The organism is Vibrio tapetis subsp. quintayensis (genome assembly GCF_030409945.1).
Taxonomy (GTDB): domain Bacteria; phylum Pseudomonadota; class Gammaproteobacteria; order Enterobacterales; family Vibrionaceae; genus Vibrio; species Vibrio quintayensis.
This window is the reverse complement of the sequence record NZ_JAUFQV010000035.1, coordinates 179,494-192,354: the sequence shown is the minus strand read 5'-3', so window position 1 is coordinate 192,354 and position 12,861 is coordinate 179,494. Positions and strand designations below refer to the sequence as shown.

General features: G+C 43.7%; 11 protein-coding genes. 3 read left to right on the top strand and 8 right to left on the bottom strand.

Annotated features, from left to right (window positions below; genetic code table 11):
- Positions 1 to 9: 9 nt before the first annotated feature.
- Positions 10 to 645, bottom strand: a complete 636-nt coding sequence (locus tag QWZ04_RS18250; RefSeq protein WP_290329681.1) for a tRNA-uridine aminocarboxypropyltransferase — start codon at positions 643 to 645, stop codon at positions 10 to 12.
- Between QWZ04_RS18250 and rrtA the strand changes: the two genes are divergently transcribed.
- On the top strand, positions 625 to 1,227 hold the full coding sequence (gene rrtA, locus QWZ04_RS18245) for a rhombosortase (RefSeq protein WP_290329680.1): 603 nt from the start codon (positions 625 to 627) through the stop codon (positions 1,225 to 1,227). The genes QWZ04_RS18250 and rrtA overlap by 21 nt on opposite strands.
- A 94-nt stretch (positions 1,228 to 1,321) precedes the next feature.
- Entirely contained in the window at positions 1,322 to 1,612 is a 291-nt protein-coding gene (locus QWZ04_RS18240) for a hypothetical protein (RefSeq protein ID WP_290329679.1), read from the top strand.
- A 149-nt stretch (positions 1,613 to 1,761) separates the two neighbouring features.
- Here QWZ04_RS18240 and QWZ04_RS18235 read toward each other — a convergent pair whose 3' ends face one another.
- From QWZ04_RS18235 to tig, 7 genes are all read right to left on the bottom strand, one after another.
- On the bottom strand, positions 1,762 to 2,061 hold the full coding sequence (locus QWZ04_RS18235; protein WP_290329678.1) for a ComEA family DNA-binding protein: 300 nt from the start codon (positions 2,059 to 2,061) through the stop codon (positions 1,762 to 1,764).
- Positions 2,062 to 2,189: 128 nt separating this feature from the next.
- On the bottom strand, positions 2,190 to 4,052 hold the full coding sequence (gene ppiD / locus QWZ04_RS18230; protein WP_290329677.1) for a peptidylprolyl isomerase: 1,863 nt from the start codon (positions 4,050 to 4,052) through the stop codon (positions 2,190 to 2,192).
- Positions 4,053 to 4,224: 172 nt separating this feature from the next.
- Entirely contained in the window at positions 4,225 to 4,497 is a 273-nt protein-coding gene (locus QWZ04_RS18225; RefSeq protein ID WP_102522550.1) for an HU family DNA-binding protein, read from the bottom strand.
- Positions 4,498 to 4,692: 195 nt separating this feature from the next.
- Positions 4,693 to 7,044, bottom strand: a complete 2,352-nt coding sequence (gene lon, locus QWZ04_RS18220) for an endopeptidase La (RefSeq protein WP_290329676.1) — start codon at positions 7,042 to 7,044, stop codon at positions 4,693 to 4,695.
- A 114-nt stretch (positions 7,045 to 7,158) separates the two neighbouring features.
- Positions 7,159 to 8,439: an ATP-dependent protease ATP-binding subunit ClpX gene (clpX, locus tag QWZ04_RS18215; protein WP_290329675.1), complete on the bottom strand. Its 1,281-nt coding sequence runs from the start codon at positions 8,437 to 8,439 to the stop codon at positions 7,159 to 7,161.
- Between the two features lie 126 nt (positions 8,440 to 8,565).
- Entirely contained in the window at positions 8,566 to 9,192 is a 627-nt protein-coding gene (gene clpP, locus QWZ04_RS18210; protein ID WP_102522553.1) for an ATP-dependent Clp endopeptidase proteolytic subunit ClpP, read from the bottom strand.
- Between the two features lie 105 nt (positions 9,193 to 9,297).
- Entirely contained in the window at positions 9,298 to 10,599 is a 1,302-nt protein-coding gene (gene tig, locus QWZ04_RS18205) for a trigger factor (protein ID WP_290329674.1), read from the bottom strand.
- A gap of 453 nt (positions 10,600 to 11,052) precedes the next feature.
- Here tig and QWZ04_RS18200 point away from each other — a divergent pair, with 453 nt between their 5' ends.
- On the top strand, positions 11,053 to 12,861 hold the full coding sequence (locus QWZ04_RS18200) for a sensor histidine kinase (protein ID WP_290329673.1): 1,809 nt from the start codon (positions 11,053 to 11,055) through the stop codon (positions 12,859 to 12,861).

The following is a 12,861-nucleotide window of genomic DNA, read 5'->3' as shown; positions in this document are numbered from 1 at the left end:
TTACAGCTTCTACTCTCTTCCAAAAAAATGCTTGGCTCTTAATTCTGGCGGAATGTGAGCCATTTGCTTATCGACCATTTGATCAAACACATCAATTAGAGGCTGGTAATCTGTTTTTGCGTCTAGGATCGTCAGAATATGAAAACCTGCTTCAACCGTTGATAAGCTGTTCGCTGATGGCGCTTTTCTCATCCGATAATTACCAGACAAATCTTCTGGCAATGCGATGCAAGGTAATGAATGCAAATTGATAGACAGCCGCCACATTTTGTAAGCTTTCTTCCACGTGCCATCCAATAAGATCACGCGCCATTTTACTGGCTTTTCAGTTTGATTTTTCGATGCTTGTTGCTTAGCGATTAACTCTTCAAGCCCTGTACTGAACTCTCCAGGATACAGAACTACCGTGATCACCCTGTCTTCGGCCAGTAACTCGTTGAGTACTTTGTCTTCACTGAAGTTCTCACCAATCAATATTTGGCTATTTTCAAGCGACAACTTCAAGATACGCGCTGTACCTTTGGGTTGGTGTACTTCGCTTGAATGCTGAAGAATGATAAGCTCAACATTCGATTTGATTGACGTAATCAAACTACAGATACACATTTTTGTGGCTTTACCACATTGAAGACAATATCGATACATGGAGTGGCTTTGTACCCTTTGTTAATAGTGACCAGTTTAGTAATGGCATTGGCCCAATGGCCCGCATTACAACCTTTCATCACGTGGGATGCAAGCCTTATTGCAGACGGTCAATGGTGGCGGTTACTGTCTGGAAACTTTACCCACACTAACTACATTCATCTCGGTATGAATACCGCCGGCCTTTGGGTCATCGCTTTCTTCTTTCGCTCTATCACACAACCTAAAGAGTGGTTAGCCGTATTGTTAATCAGCTCGCTGCTGGTAGGAGTAACATTACTGGGTAGTGATATCCAAGTCTACTTAGGTCTTTCCGGCACTTTACACGGATTATTCGCTTATTACGCCCTCAAAGAGTCTCTAAGCGGCCGTCGTTCTAGTTGGCTTCTGGTAGTTGGTGTTTTAGTAAAAGTCGCATACGAGTGTATCATAGGCGCTCCAGAAAGCACTGCGAGTATGATTAATGCCAGGGTGGCAACTGAAGCGCATTTAGTCGGGATGCTATCTGGGTTGGCATTAGGATTACTGAGCCATACACGAGTGCTGCTCATGATAAAACGAAGTAATACCGATCCAAAATAACCATTCAATACCAAAGTTAACCTAATTCTGACTCTCTGTGGTTCAATCAGGCTAGATTGCTGTCTGGTTACTTCCTCTTACTGACTCAAAATCAATGACTGACGCCAACAAAGTACCTCAAGAAAGAAAACTAACCTGGCAAAAGCCCCTGTTACTCTGCGCCTTGATTGTAATGATTGCATTGCAATTCACTGCACACATTGGCGGTGATGCGGTCATTGGGTTCCCATTTAATTTCTATTCGTATAATGCCAAGTTTGACGCTCATCATTTCTTTGCAATGAGGCTGGTATCAAGCTTATTGTTCTTGGGAATATTGTTGGCCGGCATTTACGCGTTAATGCACTTTTGGACATGTGGCAGAAAGAGCAATGGTAGAGGTTAGAACATACTGCAAACGCTCGTTATTCGTTTGAGCTATCTAAATGAGCCAATAAGTTAATGAGCTGGAGTCAACATCGCTACCCGCCGAACACAGCGCCTACCGAGGTAGCCCTATCTAAACTGACAGCTCATTCAAATACAGTGAGCTTACTAGAGCTTTATTCGGGATCGGTTTTTCTCGACAGTAGCCAATCCAATTCCTTTTACATTTGCCAATTCTTCAACGGTTTTAAACTGGCCGTGTGCATCCCGAAATTCGACGATTTGCTGTGCTTTTTTCTCGCCAACCCCTTTAAGTAAAATGGCTAGCTCTTCAGCATCAGCAGTATTAATGTTAACGGTAATTTCGATGCCAGCATGCTTGCTCTGAGTTGTGGTTTCAGCTGCTATGCCTAACTTAGGCACAGTAAATGCGAAGCACACCATAAGTACTGCGATCAGTATTCTCATTCTTTTTCCCTTTTGAGTATTGAAAGTTGCATACTCTCAGCAAAAGAACACTGATAAAAATATAGTTTTCTAAAAACAAAACAGGCCGCATAAGCGGCCTGTTTAAGTTACATATCTATTTCAGAAAATTATTGCGCTGCATCCAATACGTAGTACTCAATGTCAGCATCTGCACGCAAGGCATTCAGCGTTGCTTGAAGATCTTGTTGAGTATTAGTACGAACTAGCTGAGCACCAATTTGTGCTGTGTAAGCTGGTTCAATTTCAGACGCGACACCAGACAACTCAACAACAACAATGTTGCCTTGCATGTCTTTTGCTTGGCCGTAGACTTTGTCACCTGCAGCTGGCTTCGCCATTGCGAAAACAGTGTTAGCAAACTCATGACCACGGTCAATGGTTTCAACATCACCAAAACTTAGCTCATTCGCTTCTAATGCTGTTTGTGTGCCCGCTTTAAGCTCACTAACTAGCGTTGACGCTAATTCCATAGCCTGTTGCTCGCCTTTCTGTGAAGCCAGAGCAGCAGTCGCCTGAGCTTTCACTTCTTCTAAAGGAAGTACAGACTCATCGCGGTAATCGTCAACACGAACGACGATAACGTGCTCAGGTGCCACTTCAACCACTTCTGAGTTAAGACCGGTGTCTTTTACTTCAGAATCTAGGATAGTTTGCATCACTACCGGGTTTAGTAACAGTTCAGGTGCATCTACTTCAGAGATAAAGTCAGTGTGCGCGACTTTGTGACCAATCGCTTCGGCTGCATCATCGAGAGAATCCGGGAATTCAAATGCTACGCGCTCTAGTTCCGTTTGTAGCTCGTAAAAACGCTCTACCGCTTGAGTATCAATCAGCTCTTGCTTGATCTCTGCTGCAACGGCTTCAAATGGCTGAGCTTGAGGCTCTTTTACGTCATCAAGTTTAATGATGTGGTAACCGAAGTCTGATTTTACTAGGCCTGTTACGTCGCCGGCTTTTTCGATAGCAAATGCTGCATCTTCAAAAGCTGGGTCCATCACGCCGCGTTCAATCCAATCTAATGAACCGCCTTGCTCAGAGCTACCCGGATCTTCAGAACGAGTCTTCGCTAGTTCAACAAAATCTGCACCCGCATTAAGTTCATCAAGTACAGACTGAGCTTTTGCTTCATCATCACCGATGATCAAGATGTGGCTTACTTGGCGCTGTTCTTTCGTTGAGTACTGGTCGATGTGCGCTTGATATTGAGCTTGTACTTGCTCGTCTGTCACTTTAACTTGTGATTTCAGCTCTTCCGCCGACAATTCAAGGTACGCAACTTTTAGCTGTTCAGGTCTTGTGAACTGAGCTGCATTTTGTTCGTAGTAGGCTTTCACTTCTTCGTCAGTCAGGCTTACTTTTTCGCTGAATGCTGCCAAGTTTAATGATAGAGAACGAATGTCACGAGTTTGGCCAATCAACTTGCCTTGTTCTGCAACTTCGTTAGGAAGGCTAAACTCACTAGCCTGCAACGCAGACACTAACTGATTGCGCACTTCATCACGACGCAAGTATTCGGCAAAGCTTTCAGGGCTAAAACCGGCACGGCGCAGTGCAGAAGCGTAAATTTCTTGGTCGAATACACCACCGCTTTGAAACTGTGGCATTTCTAGAATCATAGCGCGAATTTGAACATCGCTGATTCGTAAGCCCAGTGCTTGAGCATGTTGCTCCAATAAAATATCGTTGATCATTCGGTCAATGATAGATTTACGGAAAGACTGAACGTACTGAGGATCACCCAGTAGTGTCGAGAAGTAATCTCCAAGTTGAGCTTGCATTCTATTGCGCTCGTTTTGGTATGCTTGCTCAAATTCACCACGACTAATTTCTGTATTACCTACTTTCGCCGCTGCATTATTGCTCGAACCTAAATAACCACTCACTCCCGTAAATACGAAAGAAAGAATGATCAAACCTAGGATAATTTTTACCGCGATGCTGTTTACGCCTTCGCGCAATCGCTCCATCATAATCTAAATACTCTCTAAAATTACGCCGAACGGCGAGTCGCTCTTATGAGCGGAATGCGATTGATGATATCAGAAAAAGAAATGCGCACCAATTTGATGCGCATAATTCAGATACTTTTGGCAGATTTAACTGCCAACTTACAACTGTTTGCTGTTGTTTTAAACAATCAGCTTAGTTGCAAGCGTCTTTAAGTGCTTTACCAGCTTTAAATGCAGGCACTTGCGCTTCAGCGATTTGGATTTCTTCGCCAGTCTTAGGGTTACGACCTGTGCGAGCTGCACGAGTACGAACACTGAAAGTACCGAAGCCAACTAAAGCCACTTGATCACCAGATTGTAAAGTGTCGCTCACTGAGTCAATGAAAGCATCTAGAGCGCGACCAGCTGAAGCTTTAGAGATGTCTGCGTTCTCTGCAATTTTTTCTACTAGTTGTGTTTTGTTCACTTGATGTTCCCCTTTACTACTACCTGTATGATTTGGCAGTATTCGTTCCGTTAATAAAAATCTAATTATTTTTAAACCACGCCTTATAAACAAAGGCGTCGTCCTTGGTGAATTAACTTAGCGCCCTAAAAAAACGCTGACAAGCCTTTTAGGGCCTGTCAGCGCGATTCTTTTACTTATTTTTGCTACACGTCACTATTTTGCAGACTCTAAAGCCACACCGGACGGGTCATTAGCCAAAGCAATGGTTAATACTTCATCAATCCATTGAACTGGCTTCACAACAAGATCAGCAATAACGTTGTCTGGAATCTCTTCTAGATCACGTTCGTTTTCTTTTGGAATCACGACAGTTTTAATGCCACCGCGATGCGCAGCAAGCAATTTTTCTTTCAGGCCACCAATCGGAAGTACCTCACCACGCAGGGTTATTTCTCCCGTCATGGCCACTTCTGAACGAACCGGATTTCCCGTTAAGCTTGATACCAATGCAGTACACATTGCGATACCAGCACTTGGTCCATCTTTCGGTGTTGCACCTTCAGGTACGTGAACGTGGATATCACGCTTTTCGTAAAAATCGGTATTAATACCCAATTTTTCGGCGCGAGCACGTACAACGGTCATTGCGGCTTGAATTGATTCTTGCATAACATCACCAAGAGAACCTGTTTGGGTTAACTTACCTTTGCCTGGCATCGATTCGGTTTCAATCGTTAATAGATCGCCACCCACTTCAGTCCAAGCTAAGCCTGTTACTTGGCCCACACGGTTACTGTCGTCAGCTTTACCAAAGTCGCAACGCTGAACACCTAAGTAGTCTTTCAGGTTATCGATATTAACTGTCACGCTCTTAAGCGCAGAGTCTAGCAAGATATTCTTCACTGCTTTACGGCAGATCTTTGAAATCTCACGCTCTAAGCTACGCACACCCGCTTCACGCGTGTAGTAGCGAATAATGCCAATAATCGCTGAATCTTCGATCGTAATTTCGTGATCTTTAAGTCCATTGCGTTGAATTTGCTTAGACAACAAATGGCTTTTGGCAATGTTCAGCTTCTCATCTTCTGTGTAACCAGAAAGACGAATCACTTCCATACGATCAAGAAGCGGACCTGGAATATTCATTGAGTTCGACGTAGCAACGAACATCACATCAGATAGATCGTAATCTACTTCTAAATAGTGATCGTTGAACGAGTTGTTTTGTTCAGGATCGAGTACTTCCAACAATGCAGAAGCCGGATCGCCTCGCATATCCGAAGACATTTTGTCAATTTCATCGAGTAAGAACAGTGGGTTCTTCACTTCAACTTTTGACATCTTCTGAATCAACTTACCTGGCATAGAGCCAATGTAAGTACGACGATGACCACGGATCTCAGCTTCATCACGAACGCCACCCAGTGCCATACGAACGTATTTACGACCGGTAGCCGATGCAATAGAACGACCTAGAGAGGTTTTACCTACACCAGGAGGCCCAACAAGACATAGGATTGGCCCCTTTAGCTTATTGATACGGTTTTGCACGGCGAGGTACTCTAGAATGCGTTCTTTAACGCGCTCAAGACCGTAGTGGTCTTCGTTAAGTACTTCTTCGGCTTTAGCTAAATTCTTTTTAACCTTAGAACGTTTGGTCCAAGGAACGCCAATCATCCAATCGATGTAGCTACGCACCACTGTTGCTTCTGCCGACATAGGCGACATCATCTTCAGTTTCTGTAACTCTTGCTCGGTTTTTTCACGAGCTTCTTTTGGCATTTTAGATTCTTCAATCTTAATCTTTAGCGCTTCAAACTCATCCGGAGCGTCGTCCATCTCACCCAATTCTTTTTGGATGGCTTTCATCTGCTCGTTCAGGTAATACTCACGCTGAGATTTTTCCATCTGCTTTTTAACGCGACCACGAATGCGTTTTTCAACTTGCAGCAGATCGATTTCTGATTCCATCTGACCCATCAAGAACTCTAGACGTTCATTGACTTCAGTGATTTCGAGAACTTGTTGCTTTTCTTCTAGCTTAAGCGGCATATGCGCGGCGATGGTATCCGCTAGGCGCGCTGCTTCATCGATGCCATTCAGAGAAGTCAGTACTTCAGGTGGGATCTTTTTGTTCAGCTTAATAAAGCCTTCGAATTGGTTAATAGCGCTGCGAACAACCACTTCTTGTTCACGCTCATCCAGCTCAGGCGTTACTAAATATTCTGCGTCGGCGACGAAAAATTCATCTTCAGTAAATTTATGAATTTTAGCACGCTGTTGCCCCTCAACCAGTACCTTTACGGTACCGTCTGGCAGTTTAAGCAGCTGTAAAATCGTTGCAACTGTACCAATTTCAAATAAGTCATCAATTGATGGCTCATCGGTGTCTGCTTGTTTTTGAGCAACTAACAATACTTGCTTGTTGGTATCCATTGCAGATTCAAGGCAACGGATTGATTTCTCTCTTCCAACAAACAGTGGAATGACCATATGTGGGTAGACCACAACATCTCGTAAAGGTAATACGGGAATCTCGATACGCTCGGAACGTTCCAAGTTCATACTATTCTCTCTTCCGTTTCTGCTTATGAGCAGTATATGGGGGCAATTGGCGTATATTCAACGAGATAATAAAAAAAAAGGAGGCAAAAGCCTCCTTAGTTTAATAATTGTGAATTACTCTGCGCCGGCGGCCTGATTTTCAGTGCCGTTGTAGATAAGCAGCGGTTCAGATTCACCGTTAATCACGGAATCATCGATAACTACTTTGCTTACATCAGTGCTTGATGGAAGCTCATACATAGTCTCTAGAAGGACACCCTCTAAGATTGAGCGCAAACCACGAGCACCAGTTTTACGATCCATTGCTTTCTTAGCAATCGCTCGCAGTGCATCCTCACGGAATTCAAGTTCAACGTCTTCGATATCGAACAGCGCTGCGTACTGCTTAGTCAATGCATTTTTCGGCTCACAAAGAATTTGGATAAGTGCTTCTTCATCCAACTCTGTTAGCGTCGTTGTGACAGGAAGACGACCGATAAACTCTGGAATCAATCCATATTTAACGAGATCTTCTGGCTCAACCTGCATGAACAGTTCACCAACAGTTTTGGTTTCATCTTTAGAGCGAACTTCCGCGCCAAATCCAATGCCAGAACCTGTTGCTACACGTTGCTCAATCACTTTATCTAGGCCGGCAAATGCACCGCCACAGATAAATAGAATCTTAGATGTATCAACTTGAAGGAATTCTTGTTGTGGGTGCTTACGTCCGCCTTGCGGTGGAACCGACGCCACAGTACCTTCAACTAACTTAAGCAATGCTTGTTGCACACCTTCGCCAGATACGTCACGCGTAATTGATGGGTTTTCTGCTTTACGAGAAATCTTGTCGATTTCATCGATGTAAACAATACCGCGCTCTGCTTTCGCTACGTCGTAATCACATTTTTGCAGAAGCTTTTGGATGATGTTTTCAACATCTTCGCCCACATAACCAGCTTCAGTTAGTGTGGTTGCATCTGCCATTGTGAAAGGTACGTCTAGGAATCTTGCCAACGTTTCTGCAAGTAGGGTTTTACCACTACCAGTAGGACCGATAAGCAAAATGTTACTTTTACCTAGCTCAACGCCTTCACTGGTGATGTCACCGTTACGCAGACGTTTATAGTGATTATAAACCGCAACAGCGAGCACTTTCTTAGCATAATCTTGGCCAATCACGTAATCATCTAGATGGGCACGGATCTCACGAGGCGTTGGTAACGCTGTAGATTCCTTTTTAGGCAACACATCTTTGATTTCTTCGCGAATAATGTCGTTACATAGATCGACACATTCGTCACAAATATATACGGATGGACCTGCGATTAGCTTGCGAACTTCGTGCTGGCTTTTGCCGCAGAAAGAGCAATATAGCAGTTTACCACTACCGCTCTCTTTGCTTTTATCTGTCATTCGCTAACCTCTTTAGCCTTTTTTATTCTGGTTTGAGTGTATAACACTTTTGTTCAAAATGCGCCTGCATCTTTGAATACAGGCACCTTTTGCAATAATAGGTCGGGCTTTATTATGCCCTAGATATTATTTAGCGTTGCGTTCCAAAATGGAATCCACCAAACCGTATTCCACAGCTTGATCCGCAGACATGAAGTTATCGCGGTCTGTGTCTTGCTCAATCACTTCTAGCGGTTGGCCAGTGTGTTCAGCAAGTAATTTATTTAGTCGTTGCTTGATCGTTAGGATCTCTTGCGCGTGGATCTGAATGTCAGACGCTTGGCCTTGGAAACCACCTAATGGTTGGTGGATCATCACGCGAGAGTTAGGCAATACATGACGCTTACCTGGTGCACCACCAGCTAGCAAAAATGCACCCATTGAACAAGCTTGTCCCATACATACTGTGCTCACGTTTGGCTTGATGTACTGCATGGTGTCATAGATAGACATACCTGCTGTTACGCTGCCACCAGGAGAGTTGATGTAAAGGAAGATGTCTTTGTCTGGATTTTCTGACTCAAGAAACAGAAGCTGCGCCACAACAAGGTTTGCCATGTTGTCTTCAACTTGACCTGTAAGGAAGATGATACGTTCCTTAAGCAGACGAGAAAAGATATCGTAAGAGCGCTCACCACGGGATGTTTGCTCTACTACCATAGGTACTAGCGCATCAATAATTGGTGACATTGCATTTTTTTCTTGGTAGCTCATATTCTTATATCCCTAAAATAAAATGGCCCGAATGATTTACTCACACGGACCATTGTTAGCAGAAGAGTTAAAACAAAGTCAACTGTCTACACACAGAAACCTGAATTATGCAGGTTGTTGTGCATTCATAAGCTCGTTGAAGCTTACTTCTTTGTCAGAAACTTGTGCTTTAGCGATGATTGCATCGATCGCTTGCTCTTCTAGCGCAACGTTACGCATGTTGTTCATCATCTGCTCGTTTTGCTCGTAGTAAGCAATAACTTCTGATGGATCTTCGTAAGCAGTCGCCATCTCTTGGATGATTGCTTTTACTTTCTCGTCGTCAGCTTTTAGTTCTTCAGACTTTATTACTTCACCTAATAGTAGGCCAACAACTACGCGACGTTTAGCTTGCTCTTCGAAAAGCTCACGTGGAAGTTGCTCAGCAGCTTCTGGGTTGCCGCCAAAACGTTGTGCAGCTTGTTGACGTAGAGTAACGATCTCTTGGTCAATAAGAGCAGTCGGAACGTCGATGTCGTTCTCGTTTACTAGGCCGTCAAGAGCTTGCTCTTTAATGCGGTTCTTAACTGCTTGCTTAAGCTCACGTTCCATGTTCTTACGTACTTCAGTTTTAAGACCTTCTAGGCCATCTGTCGCACCGAACTTAGCAACGAATTCTTCGTTTAGCTCAGGAAGCTCACGCGCTTCAACTTTGTTTACTTTAATAGAAAACTTAGCTTCTTTACCTTTTAGGTTTTCAGCGTGGTAATCTTCTGGGAAGTTAACGTCGATTTCAAATTCCATGCCCGCTGTTTTACCAGTGATGCCGTCTTCGAAACCAGGGATCATACGACCTTGGCCCATTTCAAGTGGGAAGTTTTCAGCTTTGCCGCCTTCAAACTCTTCACCGTCGATAGAACCAACGAAATCGATAGTTGCACGAGAACCTTCTTCAGCAGCTGTGTCTACTTCTTTCCAAGTAGCTTGTTGCTTGCGAAGCGTTTCGATCATTTCGCTTACGTCTTCTTCTTTAACTTCAACAGCTGGTTTTTCAACTGTGATGTTTTCTAGGCCTTTAAGCTCTAGCTCTGGGTATACTTCAAAAGAAGCAGCGAATACTAGGTCTTTACCTTCTTCAGTTTCAACTGGAGTAAAAGTAGGTGCGCCCGCTGGGTTAATTTTTTCTTTAACGATCGCTTCGATGAAGTGACGTTGCATTACTTCGCCCATCACGTCTTGACGTACTGCTTGGCCGTACATTTTCGCAACCATTTTCATAGGCACTTTGCCTTTACGGAAACCATCGAAACGACGGTTTTTTGCGATGTTACGTAGTTCAGCCGTTACCGCATCTTCAATGTTAGAAGCAGGAACAGTAATAGTAAGACGGCGCTCTAGGCCTTCTAGAGTTTCAACAGTAGCTTGCATTATATTTAAACCTCAAAACTGGCTCAGATTAACTGAGCGTATGAGCCGCTCACATCAAGTGATCACGGCTTCATCATTTATGTACCCCAAGTGAGCACATACATACAAATTGAGCACCATCAGCCTCAAATAAGACTAATGAACTATTCAGCGATTTCTTCCATTTACCTACCGAAGCAGGTAAAAAAAGCAATCTCCAATTAGTCTCAGAACGAAAAAATAGACGCGACATTCTAGCGATATGCACTTCAACTGTCGAGCCAAGTCCTAAATTCCCAACAAAATGACGTTAGTTTCCTGAGAAATGGGGACGATACATGGCTTTTCAAGGGAAATAATCCCTTTTTTTAAGAAAAAAACGAAAAAGAGATCCCAGTCTTGTTTTAATAGGATTAATTGGTAACTTTTTGTGCGGCATTTAATCTAGAGGTTCAATGATAAAAGGAAGTTGTCATGGCTGTACGCAAGCGTGTTTCGATGTTTTTTTTTGTAATTTACTTCTTTAGTACGTTGATTGTTACCAGTTGGGTTTGGCAATCTGGTAATCAGCAACTTAGCAAAAACGCGTTACAACAAGCCGAACAACTGAAAAGCCATCTATCGAGCCAGCTAGACAAATACGCCTACATCCCCCAATTGATGTCTAAAGACAGAGAACTCATTGATGCATTGCTTAAACCAAACAACAGCGCACAACTCGATATCACCAATCGTTATCTAGAACAGGTCAACCAAATCATCGGCGCTTCGGACACCTATCTCATTGATAACCACGGCACCACGATTTCCGCCAGTAACTGGGACAACCAACGCACGTTTATAGGTCGTAACTTTGCTTTTCGTCCTTACTTTCAAAAAGCGATTAACGGCCAAAAGGGCGAGTACTTCGCGCTTGGCAGCACGTCCGGCAGGCGTGGATACTACTACGCGTACCCTATCGTGTTTGCCGCTAAGACCTTAGGCGTGATCGTTGTGAAAAAAGAGCTGTCTAACATAGAGCAAAATTGGACTAACAAAGAGAGTTATTTCGCAGTCACCGATGAAAACAATGTGGTGTTTATGTCCAATCGAGAATCTTGGCTATACCAAAGTATCATCCCATTAAGCATCGAAACGAAAGTCAACATCTCAGAAAGCAGACGATACTTAGAGAGGGAAATTGGCTCACTCATGCTTGCTGGGGATCTAAGCAGCCCGACAAGTGAAATAACACACACAGTTAATCCATCGCTGAACAATCAATACCTCAGTGCCCACCAACCAATGGATAACATTGATCTAACAGTACGCGTCTTAACGCCTAAAATTCAGCTCATGTGGAGTGTAGCCGCCATTACGTCAATCTACACTCTCATATTCGTGCTCATGTATCTCAGCTATGTCGTGTACATACAGCATCGCACCAAACAAAAACACATCGAACGCATTCAGCAAGACGCTAAGCACAAATTAGAATTTCAAGTCATGGAGCGCACTGCCGAGCTACACCACGAAGTAAAAGTCAGAACCGAAACCGAACACACATTACGTCAAACGCAAGATGAGCTGATACAAGCGGCCAAACTCGCCGTGTTGGGACAAATGTCAGCCAGTATCAGCCATGAATTGAACAACCCGCTTGCGGCCATCAGAAGTTATGCCGACAACGGTAAAGCCTTCCTGGAGAAAGGTAAGCCAGAGAAAACCAGTGAAAACTTGGTTCGGATTTCAGCGCTGACTGACAGAATGGCTCAAATTAGTAAGCAGTTAAAGGCGTTTGCTAAAAAGTCCAATGCTAACGAGTTAGTCGATGCGCAAATATTCCCACTTATCGTGGCCGCGAAAGAACTGCTAAAAGCCCAACTTAAAAACCAACGAGTCGAGCTACTACTTGAAATTGAAACCGAGCTAATACAAACCAAAATAAACCCTATTCAACTGGAGCAGGTCTTAGTGAATTTATTGTCGAATGCGATACACGCCATAGAACAACAACCTACTAAGAAAATCATCGTGTCACTGTCTCAATCAGACCATGAAATTGTGATACGCATAGAAGACAACGGACCCGGTATCGCGCAAGATCATCTTAATCGCCTATTTGACCCATTCTTTACCACCAAACAGAACGGTTTAGGTCTAGGGCTATCAATATCTCAACAGATCGTTGCTGGCATGCATGGTGCTCTAATGGTCCGTGACAGCACAATCGGAGGAGCGTGCTTCCAAATTACCTTGCCCAACAACTCCAACCCGCTACTTTGGAGCAATAAGACGCCATAA